This window comes from Sphingopyxis panaciterrae (assembly GCF_011762125.1).
GTDB lineage: Bacteria > Pseudomonadota > Alphaproteobacteria > Sphingomonadales > Sphingomonadaceae > Sphingopyxis > Sphingopyxis panaciterrae.
Window position 1 is genome coordinate 359,143 of record NZ_JAASQN010000001.1, and the last position, 16,053, is coordinate 375,195.

Annotated in this window: 16 protein-coding genes; 12 read left to right on the top strand and 4 right to left on the bottom strand. The window is 65.9% G+C overall.

Annotated features, from left to right (window positions below):
- The 7 genes from tsaB (at position 1) to FHR22_RS01630 (ending at position 5,463) form a co-directional block, all read left to right on the top strand.
- Positions 1–618, top strand: coding sequence for a tRNA (adenosine(37)-N6)-threonylcarbamoyltransferase complex dimerization subunit type 1 TsaB (gene tsaB / locus FHR22_RS01600; RefSeq protein ID WP_166938240.1), 618 nt, complete (start codon positions 1–3; stop codon positions 616–618).
- Positions 615–1,085 (top strand): GNAT family N-acetyltransferase, encoded by a 471-nt coding sequence (locus FHR22_RS01605; protein ID WP_243853412.1) that lies wholly within the window; start codon positions 615–617, stop codon positions 1,083–1,085. The genes tsaB and FHR22_RS01605 overlap by 4 nt, the downstream gene beginning before the upstream one ends.
- A gap of 116 nt (positions 1,086–1,201) precedes the next feature.
- The gene (locus tag FHR22_RS01610) at positions 1,202–1,639 is read left to right on the top strand and encodes a Ros/MucR family transcriptional regulator (protein WP_166938243.1); all 438 of its coding nucleotides are present in this window, start codon (positions 1,202–1,204) and stop codon (positions 1,637–1,639) included.
- Between the two features lie 129 nt (positions 1,640–1,768).
- Entirely contained in the window at positions 1,769–2,194 is a 426-nt protein-coding gene (locus tag FHR22_RS01615) for a Fur family transcriptional regulator (protein WP_054586989.1), read from the top strand.
- The gene (locus FHR22_RS01620; protein ID WP_166938245.1) at positions 2,166–2,960 is read left to right on the top strand and encodes a 1-acyl-sn-glycerol-3-phosphate acyltransferase; all 795 of its coding nucleotides are present in this window, start codon (positions 2,166–2,168) and stop codon (positions 2,958–2,960) included. The genes FHR22_RS01615 and FHR22_RS01620 overlap by 29 nt, the downstream gene beginning before the upstream one ends.
- 7 nt (positions 2,961–2,967) lie before the next feature.
- The gene (gene miaB, locus FHR22_RS01625; protein WP_166938247.1) at positions 2,968–4,317 is read left to right on the top strand and encodes a tRNA (N6-isopentenyl adenosine(37)-C2)-methylthiotransferase MiaB; all 1,350 of its coding nucleotides are present in this window, start codon (positions 2,968–2,970) and stop codon (positions 4,315–4,317) included.
- Between the two features lie 135 nt (positions 4,318–4,452).
- Positions 4,453–5,463, top strand: a complete 1,011-nt coding sequence (locus FHR22_RS01630; RefSeq protein ID WP_166938249.1) for a PhoH family protein — start codon at positions 4,453–4,455, stop codon at positions 5,461–5,463.
- A gap of 148 nt (positions 5,464–5,611) precedes the next feature.
- Here FHR22_RS01630 and FHR22_RS01635 read toward each other — a convergent pair whose 3' ends face one another.
- From FHR22_RS01635 to FHR22_RS01645, 3 genes are read right to left on the bottom strand one after another with little or no spacing between them, the layout of a single operon-like run.
- Positions 5,612–6,472, bottom strand: a complete 861-nt coding sequence (locus FHR22_RS01635; RefSeq protein ID WP_166938250.1) for a hypothetical protein — start codon at positions 6,470–6,472, stop codon at positions 5,612–5,614.
- 2 nt (positions 6,473–6,474) lie between these two features.
- Positions 6,475–7,437 (bottom strand): hypothetical protein, encoded by a 963-nt coding sequence (locus FHR22_RS01640; RefSeq protein WP_166938252.1) that lies wholly within the window; start codon positions 7,435–7,437, stop codon positions 6,475–6,477.
- Complete coding sequence (locus FHR22_RS01645; protein ID WP_166938254.1) at positions 7,438–8,418, bottom strand: toll/interleukin-1 receptor domain-containing protein; 981 nt, start codon at positions 8,416–8,418, stop codon at positions 7,438–7,440.
- A gap of 528 nt (positions 8,419–8,946) precedes the next feature.
- Here FHR22_RS01645 and FHR22_RS01650 point away from each other — a divergent pair.
- The 3 genes from FHR22_RS01650 (at position 8,947) to FHR22_RS01660 (ending at position 14,058) form a co-directional block, all read left to right on the top strand.
- Complete coding sequence (locus FHR22_RS01650) at positions 8,947–11,208, top strand: TonB-dependent hemoglobin/transferrin/lactoferrin family receptor (RefSeq protein ID WP_166940634.1); 2,262 nt, start codon at positions 8,947–8,949, stop codon at positions 11,206–11,208.
- Between the two features lie 20 nt (positions 11,209–11,228).
- A complete protein-coding gene (locus tag FHR22_RS01655) occupies positions 11,229–12,206 on the top strand; it encodes a DUF6607 family protein (protein WP_166938256.1) in 978 nt (325 codons plus the stop codon).
- A gap of 361 nt (positions 12,207–12,567) precedes the next feature.
- Entirely contained in the window at positions 12,568–14,058 is a 1,491-nt protein-coding gene (locus tag FHR22_RS01660) for a GGDEF domain-containing protein (protein ID WP_166938258.1), read from the top strand.
- 31 nt (positions 14,059–14,089) lie between these two features.
- On the opposite strand, the gene FHR22_RS01665 is transcribed toward FHR22_RS01660, so the two are convergent.
- A complete protein-coding gene (locus tag FHR22_RS01665; protein ID WP_166938260.1) occupies positions 14,090–14,470 on the bottom strand; it encodes a DoxX family protein in 381 nt (126 codons plus the stop codon).
- A gap of 206 nt (positions 14,471–14,676) precedes the next feature.
- Between FHR22_RS01665 and FHR22_RS01670 the strand changes: the two genes are divergently transcribed.
- Complete coding sequence (locus tag FHR22_RS01670; RefSeq protein WP_166938262.1) at positions 14,677–15,135, top strand: carboxymuconolactone decarboxylase family protein; 459 nt, start codon at positions 14,677–14,679, stop codon at positions 15,133–15,135.
- Complete coding sequence (locus FHR22_RS01675; RefSeq protein WP_166938264.1) at positions 15,135–16,010, top strand: sigma-70 family RNA polymerase sigma factor; 876 nt, start codon at positions 15,135–15,137, stop codon at positions 16,008–16,010. Before FHR22_RS01670 ends, FHR22_RS01675 begins: the two co-directional genes overlap by 1 nt.
- Positions 16,011–16,053: the final 43 nt, after the last annotated feature.

A 16,053-nucleotide genomic window follows, 5' to 3' on the forward strand; every position in this document is an offset into this window, starting at 1 on the left:
ATGCGGCAACTGGTCATCGATTCGGCAAGCGAGGCCTGTTCGGTGGCGTTGCTCGATGCGGGGGTGGTCGTCGACCGTCGTCACGAGGTCATTGGCCGTGGCCATGCCGAACGGCTGGTCCCGCTGATCGCCGAACTGGATGGTGGCGGCCGTGCAGACACGCTCTTTGTCGGGTGCGGTCCCGGCAGCTTCGCCGGCGTACGGATCGGGGTTGCCGCGGCGCGCGGGCTGGCGCTGGGCTGGCGGATCCCGGTGCGCGGCTTTTCGACCCTCGCGCTCGTCGCGGCGGGGGCGGCGGAAGAGGCCGCCGCTGCGGGCGGCGCGCTCGTCGTGATGGAGGGCGGGCATGGCCAATGGTTCGTCCAGCCCTTCGCTGCCGACCTGACGCCGCGATCGGCGGTGCGCTCATTGCTTCCCGACGATGCGATCCTGATCGACGATGCCCTCGTCGTCGGCAATCGTGCCGAAGCCTTCGTCGCGCGGCGCGGCGCGGGGCGTGCATTGCCGTTGCTGCCCGACGCGCGCGCCTTTTCCCTCCTGCCCGGTGGCGCGCTGTTCGACGATCCCAGCCCGATCTATGGCCGCGCGCCCGACGCCAAGCCGATGGGGACCGCATGACCGGGTTTCGCCTCGCCACCGCGCGCGTCGCCGATCTGTCGGCGGTGATGCGCGTGATGGATGGCGCCTTCGATCCCGTTTATGGCGAGGCATGGAGCGCCGCGCAGTTGCTGACGCTTTTCGCCTTGCCGTCGGCGCGCGTCTGCCTTGCCTGGGACGCCGACCTGCCGTGCGGCTTTTCGGCGGCGCGCATCGCCGGGCCGGAAAGTGAATTGTTGCTGCTCGCCGTCGACCCCGATGCGCGGGGACGGGGCGTTGGCAAGCTGCTGATGGACGATTGGCAGCAATGGGCGGCGTCTGCGGGTGCCGACGACTATTTCCTTGAAATGCGTGCCGACAATGATGCCGTTCATCTTTACGAAGCTGTGGGCTTTTCGGAATGCGGGCGCCGGCCTGCCTATTACCGCGGCGGCGACGGCATCCTTCGCGACGCGATTACCATGCGGCGTGCTCCCCGACTGATATAACTTAGTATTCTACCGTTGCGGCTTTGCCGCCAATCTGGCATGAATATCGGCGGGTCGAAGAAGAATCCTAATATTCGCAACCCTATTCTTCTGGGAAATAGCAAGGAAACGCTCTTATGTCGGATCAAACCGATACATCTGAAATGCTCGTGACGCTGACGGCCGATATTGTCGCCGCGCACGTCAGCAACAATAGCGTCGCGATCTCCGATCTCGCGGTGCTGATCAATAATGTCCACGCCGCGCTCTCTAATCTTGGGCATCAGGAAGTTCCTGAAGAAAAGCCCGTGCCGGCTGTTTCGATCCGCTCTTCGGTAAAGCCCGACCATATCGTGTGTCTCGAGGATGGCAAAAAGCTGAAGATGCTGCGGCGCCACCTGATGACGCACTATGGCATGACCCCCGACGATTATCGGGCCAAATGGGGCCTGCCCGCCGACTATCCGATGGTTGCACCGAACTACGCCGAGCGGCGACGCGTGCTGGCCAAGGAAATCGGCCTCGGTACCAAGGGCCGCGGCGGCGGACGCAAGCCCAAGGCCAAGCGCGGCTAAACGCTGGCGACAAGCTTATAATGGCAAATGGGGCGGCGCCATATCGGCGCCGCCCTTGTCCTATCGGCGGCGCGACCCTATACAGATTTCAGAACAAAGATACGGCTGCATATTGCAGGAAAGGCCCGCATGACCGGTTCCATCGACCTTGAAGCCTTGTGCCACGAAAAGGGGCTGCGCATCACCGAGCAGCGCCGCATCATCGCCCGTGTGATCTCCGATTCCGAAGATCATCCGGACGTCGAGACGCTTTATGAACGCGCGTCGAAGATCGACAGTGGCATCTCGATCGCCACCGTTTACCGCACCGTCCGCCTGTTCGAAGAAGCGGGCATCCTCGATCGCCATGATTTCGGCGACGGCCGCTCACGATATGAAGCCGCGCCCGAGGCGCATCACGACCATCTGATCGACGTCGAAACGGGCAAGGTGATCGAATTCGTCGATCCCGAACTCGAGGCGCTGCAAAAGGTGATCGCCGAACGACTGGGCTTCCGCCTCGTCGACCATCGCATGGAGCTTTACGGTGTCTCGCTCGATCGCAAGCGCGACTGACCGCGCGTCGGTCAACTGGCGATCGATCGTCCGCCTCACCTTGATGGTGCTGGCGCTGCTGTTCCTGATCGTGCCGCATCTTTGCTACCGCGCCGTCGGGCGCCCGTCGCCAATGGTGATGGCGTTCCTGAACGCCGCCGGCTGGATCGCGGGACTGCGCGTCCGGACCACCGGCACGCGGCTGCGGCGCAATGTCCTTTTCGCGGCCAATCATTTGAGCTGGCTCGACATATTGGCGCTCGGCGGCGCAGCGCGATCGGCCTTTGTGTCAAAGGCCGAGGTCGAAGGCGTGCCGCTTGTTGGCTGGCTCGCCGACCAGAACGGCACCATCTATGTCCAGCGCGAGGCGCGGCGCGAAATCCAGGCGCAGACCGACAGCCTGCGCGGCGCCCTCACGCGCGGCCGCCCGGTGACCTTGTTTCCCGAAGGAACGACCGGGCCGGGCGACGGGCTGCTGCCTTTCCGCGGTTCGCTGTTCCAGGCGGTGATACCGCCGCCGCCGAACCTGCGCATCCAGCCGGTGTTTCTCGATTATGGCGACGAGGCGACGGGCATTGCTTGGCAGGATCCCGAATCCGGGCTCGACAATTTCAAGCGGCTGATCGCGCGCAAGCGCCCGATCCCGCTGACCATCCATTATCTCGACCCGCTGCCGGCCGAGGTAACGCACGACCGCAAGGCGATCAGCGAAGCGGCGCGCGCGGCGATCGCTCGCCGGATGGCCGAGGTCGGCCGCCCTTCCGCCGCGGCGCTCCATCGCCTATAGCGCGCCGATGAAATCCGACTCTTCCCAAAACCCTGCCAAGACCTTCCACGTCAAATCCTTCGGTTGTCAGATGAACGTCTATGACGGCGAGCGCATGGCCGAGATGCTGGGCGCCGAGGGTTATGTCGCCGCAGCCGAGGGCGCCGACGCCGATCTCGTCGTGCTCAACACCTGCCACATTCGCGAAAAGGCCGCCGAAAAAGTCTATTCGGATATCGGCCGGCTGAAGCGGGCCGACGGCAGCCGCCCGACGATCGCCGTCGCCGGCTGCGTCGCGCAGGCCGAGGGTGCCGAGATTGCGCGCCGTGCACCTTCGGTCGATGTGGTCGTCGGTCCGCAGGCCTATCACCGGCTGCCAGACCTGATCGCCCGCGCCGCGCGCGGCGAAAAGGCGGTCGATCTCGACATGCCCGCCGACAGCAAATTCGGCGCGCTGCCAGCGCGTGCCGGCGGCCAGCGCCCGACCGCCTTCCTGACGGTGCAGGAAGGCTGCGACAAATTCTGCACCTATTGCGTCGTGCCCTATACCCGCGGCGCCGAGATCAGCCGGCCGTTCGCCGATCTGATCGCCGAAGCGCGCGCGCTCGTCGCGGGCGGCGTGCGCGAAATCACCCTGCTCGGCCAGAACGTCAACGCATGGGACGGCCAAGATGACAAGGGCAGGGCGATCGGCCTCGACGGGCTGATCCGCACCCTCGCGAAAGAGGATGGGCTCGAACGTATCCGTTATACGACCAGCCATCCCAACGACATGACCGAGGGGCTGATCGCCGCGCATGGCGAAGTCGAGAAGCTGATGCCCTTCCTCCACCTGCCGGTGCAGGCGGGCAGCGACCGCATCCTCGCCGCGATGAACCGCAGCCACAGCATCGACAGCTATCTGGGGATCATCGAGCGCGTCCGTACGGTGCGCCCCGACATCGCGATTTCGGGCGACTTCATCGTCGGTTTCCCTGGCGAGAGCGACGCCGATTTCGAAGCGACGCTCGCTATCGTCCGCGCCACCAACTATGCGATGGCGTACAGCTTCAAATATTCGCGCCGCCCCGGCACGCCGGCCGCGACGATGGCCGGCCAGATCGACGAAGCCGTCCTGAACGACCGTCTTCAGCGCTTGCAGGCCTTGCTCAACGAACAACAGCGCGCGTTCAACGAGGCGACCGTCGGCCGGACGACGCGCCTGCTCCTCGAACGCAAGGGCAAGCTCGAAGGTCAATTGATCGGCAAGTCGCCCTGGCTCCAGTCGGTGCATGTCATCGCGCCGGGGCTCAAGATCGGCGACATGGTCGACGTGCGCATCACCTCGGCCGGCGCCAACAGCGTCGGCGCCGAAGCGCTCACGGAAGAGGTCGCCTAGTGCCGGCTCGGAATTTGTGTGTCCCCGCGAAGGCGGGGACACATCTCCTTCCGTCGCATTCCGACACCACAGGAGATGGACTCCCGCTTTCGCGGGAGTACACAGTTATTGCACCAAGCTAGGAGCCTTGCCCATATGTCCAAACGCCCGCTGACCGCCTCCACCCCCGCCGAACCCGGCGACCGCGTCCGACTGACCGCGGAATTCGAGCGAACGCAGCTTTTGGGCATTCTCTTCGGCGAATTCGACCGCAACCTCGTTGCCATCGAAAACCGCCTTGGCGTATACATCTCCGCGCGCGGCAACCGCGTGCAGATCGAGGGCGAAGCCGAAGCCGCGGCGCGCGCGCGCGACGTGCTGACCGAACTTTATAACCGCATCGAACAGGGGCAGGAGGTTGACGCGGGGCTCGTCGACGGGGTGATTGCCATGTCCGCGCAGCCCACGCTGGCCGGCATCATCCGCCATGACAAGGACGAAGCGGCGCCCGTGGTGATGATCCGCACGCGCAAGAAGACGATCGTCCCGCGTGCGCCGTCGCAGGTCCCCTATATGCAGGCGCTCGCGCGCGATGAGATCATCTTCGCGCTGGGTCCGGCGGGCACCGGCAAGACCTATCTCGCGGTCGCGCAGGCGGTCGCGCAGCTCATCACCGGCAGCGTCCAGCGGCTGATCCTCTCGCGCCCTGCGGTCGAGGCGGGCGAAAAGCTCGGCTTCCTTCCCGGCGACATGAAGGAAAAGGTCGATCCCTACCTGCGCCCGCTTTACGACGCGCTTCACGACTGCCTGCCCGCCGAACAGGTCGAGCGCCGCATCGCGTCGGGCGAGATCGAGATCGCGCCGCTCGCCTTCATGCGCGGGCGCACGCTGGCCGATGCCTTCATCATCCTCGACGAAGCGCAGAATACGACGATCCCGCAGATGAAGATGTTCCTGACCCGCTTCGGGATGAACAGCCGCATGGTGATCTGCGGCGACCCCAAGCAGGTCGATCTGCCGCTTCCGGCAAGCTCGGGCCTCGCCGACGCGGTCGGCCGGCTCGAAGGGGTCGAGGGCATCAACGTCAGCTATTTCACCAGCGCCGACGTCGTCCGCCACCCGATCGTCGGGCGCATCGTCGATGCCTATGAGGGGCCGGGCGCGTAGAGCGGGTGGCCTTGGAATAAGCTGCGTGCTCCCGCGAAGGTGGGAGCCCATCTCCGGTCAGTGCTATTTTATACCCACCGGAGATGGGTCCCCGCCTTCGCGGGGACACATGACACTTCTACGGCGCTTTACTCAATGGCGATCTGCCTCAACTCCCGACCTTTTTGAACGTCACTGGCGTCGATCCGCCCGCCGGCACGATCTCTCGCGTCCCCTTGCGCACCGTCCCGTCGGGCCAGCGGACCTGATAGACGAAGCGGCCCGACATGCTCCGGGTGACGCCGGTTTCGACCTCATTCCATTTACAGGCAAAGCGGTCCCACGGATCGGGCTGCTTGCGCACGCAGACCTTGAAGGCGAAGGCGCTGATCATCCACAATTCGCCGGCCGTTGGCTCGGTGCGGAATTTTACGCCGGGCGCTGGGCTCGGGCGAACCGCGCTCGGCCGTCCGGGGCTGTTCGGCGCTGCCATCGGCGGCGGCGAGCATTCGCGATATTCGAAGACCGGCGACAGCGGCGCCTTGGCGTCCGCGCGTGCGGCCTCGAGCGCATCGGCCAGCACGGTATAGGGATCGCCGTTCGTCGCCCTCTCATCGGCCCTGGCGATCGATTCGCGTTCGAAAGCCAGCAGCGGTTCGGCATAGATGCTGGCCGGGTAGTGAATCCGCTGAAGTTCGGTGCGCAGCCGGGCGGTTTCCAGCGCGACATAGCCATATCGTGCGAGCAGCGGATCGGAGCCTTCGGCCCGCGGTCGCTCGGTATCGCACGCGACCAGATTATAGGATTGCTCGGGTGTCGCGGGCAGCACCCCGGCTGGCCGCGGAAATTCGGCAACCTGCGCTTCGGCGGCGATGCGGATGTCGTAATAGCCGTCGGGATACCATTCTTGCTTCGGCACGGTCGCCTCCAGCGCCTGCATCGCGGCGCCATCGTCGGGCGCGGCGTCCTGCGCCGCCGCGGCGGCCGGGCTCGTCAGCGCGAGCAGCGCCGCCAGCGTCCGTCCGCTCATCTTCAGCTCCCCGTTTTCTTGAAGGTCACCGTCGCCGCGGTGTCATCGTCGTAATTGGGGACGATATCGCGCGTCCCCTTGCGCACCGTTCCGTCGGGCCATTTGACCTGATACACATAGCGGCCCGACAGCTGCTTCTCGACCCCGGTCTCGATCTCGTTCCATTTGCATGCGAACCGGTCCCACGGATCGGGCTTCTTGCGCGTGCAGACCTTGAAGGCGAAGGCGTTGATCAACAGCACCTCGCCCTGCGGCGGCAGCGTCTTGACGATCACCGCGCTGCCTTCGCCGGCACCGCAGCCGCCGTCGGCGAGCACCTTGGGCAGCTTTGGCGCCAGCCGCTGGCGGTTCGCCTCGACCGCCTCGGCAAGGATCATATAGGGATCCTTGTAAGTTTCGCTTTCGCCCACGCTGTCTTCGGCCGCCGCCGCGGCCGCATCCGCCGCCGCTTCGGCCGCCTCTGCGTCCATGGCGGCATCGGCGGCCGTCTGATCGGCTGCCATGGCGGCCGTTATCTCGGCGTCGGACATCGGGTCGGGCGCGGTCTTCGCTTCCTCGATCTTCGCCCGCTCGAATGCCAGCAGCGGTGCGGCATAGAGTGCGGGCGGATATTTCATCCGCTCGAACTCGCCGCGCAACCGCGCGACCTCCAATGCCACCGGGCCATAGCGCGCGGTCAGCGGATCGGTTTCGTCGAGGCTGACAAATTCGGCATTGCAATCGATCACGTCATAATAAGGTGGCTGGCCGTCGCCCCAGTCCATCGTCAGATTGTCGCGCGGGAAATCGACGATCTGCCCCTCGGCGGCGATCCGGATGTCGTAATAGCCATCGGGGTACCAGCTTTGCGGCGGAACCTTCGCTTCGATCGCTTTCAGCCCGGCGGCGTCGAGCGGTTCCTTCGCGGCCGCCGTCAACGGCGACGCGATCGCCGCCATCAGCATCAGCATCCTTGCCTTGCGCATCTATCCCTCCTGTTTCAGTCGTCGCGGCCCGCCCATCCATCCCGCGACCAGCAGCGCCGCCGCCATCGCGGCAAGCGCCCATGCCGCCGCGAGGATCAATTTCACCCGTCCGATCGATGCCGCGGTCCACAGTGCCGCCGGATCATAAGCCGCGTCGGCGAGCGCGTCGGACGGCAGGTCGGGGCATTCGCTCTCGAAAACCAGCCGGGCATCAGGGGTGCATTCGCTCCCGCGCACCAGCGGCGCGCCATTCTCGCCGGCGACGACATAGGCGCTGTGCGCCCAGCCATAGGTGGCGGCGGCAGCGAGCAGCATTGCCAGCAGGGCGCTGCGCATCGCGCTCCGGGACCATAAACCAGCCCCGCCGCTTGCGACCGCCCCGGCGGGGATGACAAGCGCGAGCAGCGCGGCGAGCCAGCCCGCCGGCGACTCCGGCGGCGCCAGCCCGCCCAGCCATGCCGCGAGCAGCAACAATGCCAGCACCGCGCCGCCAGCCCCGGCGCGCACCAGCGCATTGTTCCAGTTGAGGCTCTTCGCCCCGCGCGCCTTGCGCGGAATATAATCGCCGCGCCCCGCCACGCCGCTCACCAGCTGGTCGATCACCTCGCCCAGCCGCGTAATATGGTCTTCGACCGGCGGCGACAGCGCGTCGAGCCAGTGCGGGACGCTCATGAAATATTCGAGGCTGCGTTCGGGCAGCACATCCTCGATGCGAAAGGGGATGATCGGCATGCCCAGGTGCACCGCGCGCTCGACTTCGCGCAATATCTGCGGCGACGCGTTGGCGTGCTGCGAAAAGACGAGGACAAAGACGCTGGCCTCTTTCAGTCCGTCGATAATCGCTTCGCCCCACGCCGTGCCCGGGATGATGTCGCGCGGTGCGATCCAGCAGCGATGCCCGCGCTCTTCGAGCAGCGCACACACCATGTTCGCGACCGTCCGGTCCTTCGACGAGTAACTGATGAAAACCTGTGCCGCCATGGGCCCCCCGCACGGCATCATGCCGCGCGCGGCGGGGAAGGGCAATCGGGGATCTCGGCTTGCTTGCCGCGCCTGTGGAGTCGCTCTTCGCATCGAGGCTGGGTGAAGGGGTGACGAAGTGAGAGGCAGGAAGCGGCCGATTGCGGACGCTAGCCAAATAACCGTCGCCCCCGCGAAGGCGGGGGCCGCTGGCAACCTTGCGCTCGGCCGATTGCGGCCAGTTAAGGGTTGGACATGCCCCCGGCATGTCCAAGAATGGTCCGGGGGACCATTCGACCCTTCACTCCTTCGCGGGGGCAACGGTTATGGATGGTTAGCGAACGTCCCGCTCACCACCCCAAAGCCGGCATTCTCCACGGCGCGCAAAGGACAAATCATCGCCTTGGCGGGTACGCCACACGCGCCTGGCACCTCCCGCAATTCACGCAAACGATTATCAATAGCATAATGCTTGACCTCTCGCGCCGCCGCCCCTAATGCGCCGCTATTGCGAGTCAGTCGCAATCAACAAGGGGAAGAAATTTGACTATGGTCCGTTCGCCGTCCGCCTTCCGTTTTGCCACGGGCAGCGCACTGGGCTTCGTGCTTGCCGCTGCTGCGCAGCCCGCGGCGGCGCAGGACAATGACGGCGACTATTGGGCGGCGCGCAAGAACCAGATCGTCGTCACCGCGACGCGCACCGAAGCGAAGGCCGAGGATGTTCCGGTCACGATCACCGTCAGGACCGCCGAACAGATCGCCGACGAGCTGGTCACCGACATCCGCGATCTCGTCCGCTTCGAACCCGGCGTCAGCGTCCAGCGCCAGCCCGCGCGTTTCAATGCAGCGCTCAGCGCGACCGGCCGCGCCGGCAACGACGGCTTCAACATCCGCGGCATCGGCGGCAACCGCGTGCTGATCCAGGTCGACGGCGTCCGCGTTCCCGACGGTTTCAGCTTCGGGGCGCAGGCGGCGGGGCGCGGCGATTATGTCGACCTCGGCCTCATCAAGTCGGTCGAAATCCTGCGTGGCCCCTCGTCGGCGCTCTACGGCAGCGACGGGCTCGCCGGCGCGGTCAGCTTCGTTACCGCCGATCCCGCCGATTTCCTCCAGAACGGCAAGAATGTCGGCGGGCTCCTGCGCGCCGCCTACAGCAGCGCCGACAAGGAATTCAGCGAGACCGCGATCGTCGCCGGGCGCAGCGGCGACTGGTCGATCATGGGGGCCTATACCCGCCGCGACTATAACGAACTCGACAATAAGGGGACCGTCGGCGGCACCGGTGCTGCGCGGACCCGGCCCAATCCGCAGGACGGCCGCTCGAACGCCGCGCTCGCCCGCATCGTCTACGACCCCGCCAACGGACATAAATTGCGCCTGACCGGCGAATATCTCGATACCCGTCTGTTCACCGAAGGGCTCACCGGCCGCAGCGCGACGGTCGAACTGCTCGAGGCCGTCGATACCGGAAAGCGCAAGCGCGTGTCGCTCGACTGGAGCTGGGAAGGCGAGGGCGCGATCGATTTCGCGCGCGTCGCGCTCTATTGGCAGGACGGCGAGGATGTGCAGTTCACCGACGAGGACCGCACCCCCGCCGCCGACCGCGAGCGGCTCAACACCTTCGAAAACCGGGTGATCGGCGCCTCCGCCGACGCGCGCGCCGACTTCGCGACCGGTGCGATCACCCACCGCATCGTCTTCGGCGGCGACATCAGCAAGACGCGCCAGCGCGGTCTGCGCGACGGTGTGTTGCCGACCCCGCCCGACGTCTTCCCGACGCGGGCCTTCCCGACCACCGACTTCACGCGCGGCGGGCTATTCGTCGGCGACGAGATCGGTATCGCCGACGGCCGCCTGCTCCTCTATCCCGCGCTGCGCTTCGACTGGTACGACCTGTCGCCGCGGAACGACGCGCTCTTCCCGGGCGCTGCGGCGGCGGATCAGAGCGGTTCGCGCGTGTCGCCCAAATTCGGGGCGGTATGGAAGCTCAACGACACGGTCCGGCTGTTCGCCAACTATGCGACGGGTTTCAAGGCGCCCGAACCCAGCCAGGTGAACCAGTTCTTCGAAAATCTCGCCTTCGGCTACACGTCGCGGCCGAACCCCGACCTCGGGCCCGAACGGAGCCAGAGCTTCGAGGGCGGCGTGCGTTTCGCGTCCGATGCAGTCAGCCTCGACCTCACGGCCTTTTCGGCGCGTTACAAGGATTTCATCAGCCAGGAGGTCGTGGGGGGCAGCGGCACCTTTGCCGATCCCGCCATCTATCAATTCATCAATCTCGATCGCGTCCGGGTCAAAGGGGCCGAGGCGCGGTTCGAGGGGCGAGCGTCGTCCGGCCTATATACGACGCTCGCCCTATCCTATGCGACCGGCACGCAGCGTGGGCTTGGTCAGGAGCGGCTGCCGCTGCAGTCGATCGATCCGCTCAAGCTCGTCGCCGGGGTCGGTTATCGCGCGCCGGGCGGCCGTTTCGGCGGTCAGCTCATCATGACCCATAGCGCTGGCAAGGACGTGTCGCGGACCGTCGGCACCGACGTCGATGGCGATTCGACGACGATCTGCAACGGCGCGCCCTGCTATCGCCCCGACAGCTTCACCATCCTCGATGCGACCGCCTTCGTGCGTATCGTCGACGCGCTGACGCTGCGCGCCGGCGTCTTCAACATCCTCGACAGGAAATATAGCTGGTGGAGCGATGTCCGGGGCCTCGCAATGGGCGGAACGGCGGTAAGCCCGACCATCCCGGCGAGCGCCGATGCCTATACCCAGCCCGGCCGCAACGCCAGCGTGTCGCTGAGCTTCCGCTTCTAAAAAACAGAAGGACTGCACCGATGACATATTATCGCACCATCGCCGCCGGCCTGCTGCTGCTGTCGGCCGCGCTGCCGGTCGCCGCGCCCGCACATCCGCCGATCGCCGCCGAAGCGGCCGCCGCCAGTTTCGAGGCGGACCGCGCCGACATCCTCGCGATGGCGGGCAATTACCGCGTCAGCTTCAACATGCAGGAATCGACGCGCTGGGACCCCGATTACGAAGTCCTCGAACCCAAACGCTCGGGCGGCAACGAAGTCGTGCGCGTGATCGAGGATACGGGGCGCAAGATCGTGCTCCAGCACATGCTCGTCATCACCGGCGACGACGACAAGAGCATGATCATCAAACATTGGCGGCAGGACTGGGAATATGAGCCCGCGAAGCTGCTCGTCTACTCGGACCGCAACATATGGAAATGGGAAGACGTCCCCGAAAAGATGCGCACCGGTCGCTGGTCGCAGACCGTCTGGCAGGTCGATGACAGCCCGCGCTACGGCGGCTGGGGCCAGTTCGAAACCCAGGCAGGTGTCCGCCGCTGGCGTTCGAACTGGACATGGCGCCCGCTGGCGCGCCGCGATGCGGTGCGGAAGCCCGTTTACGACCGCTATTATTCGATCAACCGCCACCAGCCATCGCCCGACGGCTGGGTCCATTGGCAGGACAATACGAAGATGGGGATCAAGGACGGCAAGCTGGTGCCGATCGTCCAGGAATATGTCCTCAACACCTATATCAAATATGATCAGTATGACGTGAAGGCGGCCGACGATTATTGGGCCGCGACCAAGGATTACTGGGCCGCGGTCCGCGCCGAATGGGACCGCGTCGCCGCCGCCAAGGGCGGCATCGCGATCCAGGAGGAAGCCGAAACCGGCACCGTGATCAGCGGGCGCCTGCTGACCATGGCCGACGAGGTGCAGGAAAAGAAGCTGACCACCGAAAAGGCGATCGCCGAGGCGAAGAAGCTGATCGAGACGAATACCCGCAAGCTCTGACGAATTTCATCATGCAACGCCCGACTGGGGCGGCCCGGGAGGGCCGCCCCCATTTTGCGGGGTGACAGGGTGCGGGCCTCCGGGATGCGGGTGTCCGGTCGCGGCCGGAAGTGGCCATGTCCTTTTTCGTCACCCCGGACTTGATCCGGGGTCCCGCTTGATACCGAAACTGCCGATGCTCCCCAAGAAAAGCGGGATCCCGGGTCAAGCCCGGGATGACGAGGATGGGCGAAGCAACGTCTGCTCACCACCCAAAACCGGCCATCGCCATAAGAATCCACACCACCGCCATCCCGTACCAGCGACATTATTTGCTAACCGGTACATGCCATCGTCGGTCCGATATTGTATTGGACAGCCGATGCCCATTCAAAGCCAAGAGGATAGCGGCGCTGCGCCGGGGCCATGGCAGGCCTTCCCGATGCGCCTGCAGGCGGCCTTTCTGCCGTTGCTTTTCGTTGTGCTGCACGGTGCCCTGCTGATCGTCGGCGGGCGGCATGCCTGGCTCGTCTCGCTCATCTTTCTCACCCTCGCGCCGTTGATGGCGGGCGCCGCCTGTCTCTACCGGGCGCGGCAGGGCGGCTTTGCGAGGGGCTGGCTCGCGCTGGCGATCGCGATGCTATTGTGGGCCGGCGGCATGGCCGGCAACCTGTTCAGCGGGATCGTGCTCGATAGCTGGTCGGGGGTCGGCGCGCTTAGCATGCTGCTGTTTATCCTCTACGGGGTCCCGATCATCCTCGTCCTCGCGGTGCCCGAACGCGAGCCCTGGCCCGTGCGCCTGATCGATGCCGCGCTGGCACTGGCGCTCGGTTATCTGTTCTTCCGGCACACCTTTGCGCTCGCGTCGATGGCGGACACGAGCGCGGCGAACGTCGTCAGCCTGCGGCTGATGTTCGACATCGAAAACCTCTATATCGTCCTGTTCGCCCTGATCCGCTTTCATGCGAGCGCCAATTCCGCACAGCGCGCCTTTTTCGGCAGTCTTGCGATATATGCGCTGCTTTATCTGGCGACCGCTGCCTTCATCAATCACCTGCATTCGGACGTCTATTACGGACAATGGCCCGACCTGGCGATCGGGCTGCCCTTCCTGATCCTCGCGGGGCTCGCGCTGGCGGAAAGCGGCGGGGCGGTGTCACGTGCCTCGCGCGGGTTCGAACAGGTGGTGCGGGCGGGCGGTCCGTTGATGCTTCCCGCGACCCTGCTGACCGTTTCGGCGGTGCTCGTCCGCACCCATCCGCTCCACGCGATCGCCGGCTGTGCCGCGGCGATCCTTGGCTATGGCCTGCGCACCATCTGGGTGCAGGTCCGCCACCTCGACGTCCATGACCGGCTCGAGCGGCTGACCCTCGTCGATCCGCTGACCGGACTGGGCAACCGCCGGCAATTCGACGACAGCCTGCGCCGCGAATGGGCGCGGGCGCGGCGGACGGGGCAGGGGGTCGCGCTGCTGATGATCGACGTCGATCATTTCAAAATGCTCAACGATGCCTATGGTCACCCCGTCGGCGATCGGCGGTTGCACGAGGTCGCCGAGGCGCTCGCTGGATGCGCGACGCGCGGCGCGGATATTGTCGTGCGCTATGGCGGCGAGGAATTTGCCGCGATCGTGCCCGCGGTGACGCCGGAGCAGGCGACGCTGCTCGCCGAGGTCATGCGCATCGCGGTCGAGCGGCTGGATCTGCCGTCCCCGGCACCCGCCGGGCGGGTCACCGTCAGCATCGGGGTCGGCCATATCGATCATGTCGCGGGCGACGACGTCGCCGCACTGACCGCGGCCGCCGATGCGGCGCTCTACGAAGCGAAGCAGCGCGGCCGCAACCGGACGATGGCGCACGCCGCGGCGCGCTAGATTTTTGGCCGGCGGGCCGTCGCCGGCACCGTCATCTTCTCGCCTGGCCGTCGACGCTCCAGATACCGGCGCCGCGGGTCGCGATGAACAGGAAGATGAAGCAGTACAGCACCGCCGCCTCGCCGCCGTTGACGATGGGATAAAGGCTCTTGCTGCCATGGGCGATCCAGTACGCCGCGGCCGCCATGCCGCTGGCGATGAACGCGGCGGGGCGGGTGAACAGGCCGATGATGATCAGCCCGCCCGCGACCAGCTCGATGGTGCCCGCCGCTTGCAGCAGCGGATTGAGCGGCATCGGAAAGGCCACCGGAAAGCCGAAGAATTTCTGGACGCCATGCGCCAGGAAGAGCAGGCCCGCGACGATGCGCAGCAGTGCATAGGCCTGTTCGCCAAATCCATCGAGAAACTTCATCGATAATCCCCTCCAGTGAAAGACGGGGCGATGCTAGTGCCGCTTCGCGGGCTGTCAAAGCCATTGTCCGAAACATATCGTTTCCAGAGGGATGCCCCGGCCGCGACCGGAAAAAACCGGGCGCCGCCGGAATTTTTTCCGGGCCCATGTCACATCTCCCGATCCTGTTTCGTCATGCAGGTACAACCGAACAAAGGAGACATGACATGACGCAGGTAACCGACCCCTTCGCCGCCTCGCCGCAGCTGATGAAGCAGTGGATGGCGGTCAGCCTCGCCGCGCAGAACAGCCTCGAGCCGAGCCTGATCGAGCTGGTCAAGATCCGCTCCTCGATCCTCAACGCCTGCGCCAACTGCATCAATATGCACACCATCGAGGCGCGCGCGAAGGGCGAGAGCGAGCAGCGCATCTATCTGCTCGCGGCCTGGCATGAAGCACCCGTCTACACACCGCGCGAACGCGCCGCGCTCGCCTGGACCGATGCCTTGACGCGCCTGTCGCAAGGGCACACACAAAAGGCGGCGAAGGCCGGGCTCGAAGCGCATTTCACGCCGGAGGAACAGATGAACCTCACCGTGATGATCAACATCATCAATGGCTGGAACCGCATCGCGGTCGGCTTCGACCTCTGGTACGAGGGCGGCGCGCCGGCGAAGGCCGCCTGATGACGGGCGAAGGCATCCCCGGCGAAACGGGTGCGGCGGATGCGGCGGTCAGTTTCGACCCGCTGCGCCCCCTCCTGATCCGCGTCGCCTACCGCATGCTCGGATCGGTCGCCGATGCCGAGGATGTGGTGCAGGATGCCTTCATCCGCTGGCTCGGCACCGACCGTAGCGAGGTGCGCGAGCCCGCGGCCTTCCTGCGGCGGACGGTGACGCGGCTGTGTCTCGACCAGCTCAAGTCGGCGCGGCGCCATCGCGAAACCTATGTTGGCCCCTGGCTTCCCGACCCGCTCGTCGAGGAGGAGGAAGAGGACGACGTCACGCTGCCGCTGATGCTGGCGCTCGAACGCCTCTCGCCTCTGGAGCGCGCCGCCTTTCTCCTCCACGATGTCTTCGGCGTCGGTCTGGACGAGGTCGCGGCGACGATCCGGCGCGAGCCTGCGGCAACGCGCCAGCTCGCCGCGCGGGCCCGTGCGCATGTCCGCGAAGCGCGCCCGCGCTACAGGCTCGAAAAGGCGCACGGCATGGAAATCGCCAACGCCTTTTTCGCCGCTTCGCGGAGCGGCGACATGGGGGCGCTCGGCGCCTTGCTCGCTGCCGATGTCGGCATGTGGTCCGACGGCGGCGGCAAACGCCCCGCCGCGCTGATCCCGGTGCTCGGCTTCGACACCGTGATGAAGCTCCATCGCAGCCTGGCCGTGATGTTCGGCAAATATGGCTCGACGCTCGTTCACGCCGGCATGATCAACGGCCTGCCGGGTTTCGTGACGCGCGAGGCCGACGGCGAGCTTCAGACGACGGCGCTGGAGATCGAGGACGGGCGGGTTACCGCCATTTATGTCATGCGCAACCCCGACAAGCTGCGGCATGTGCATTGAGGCGGATTTCGGCCGGAAGCGGACGTTCCCCATTTCGTCACCC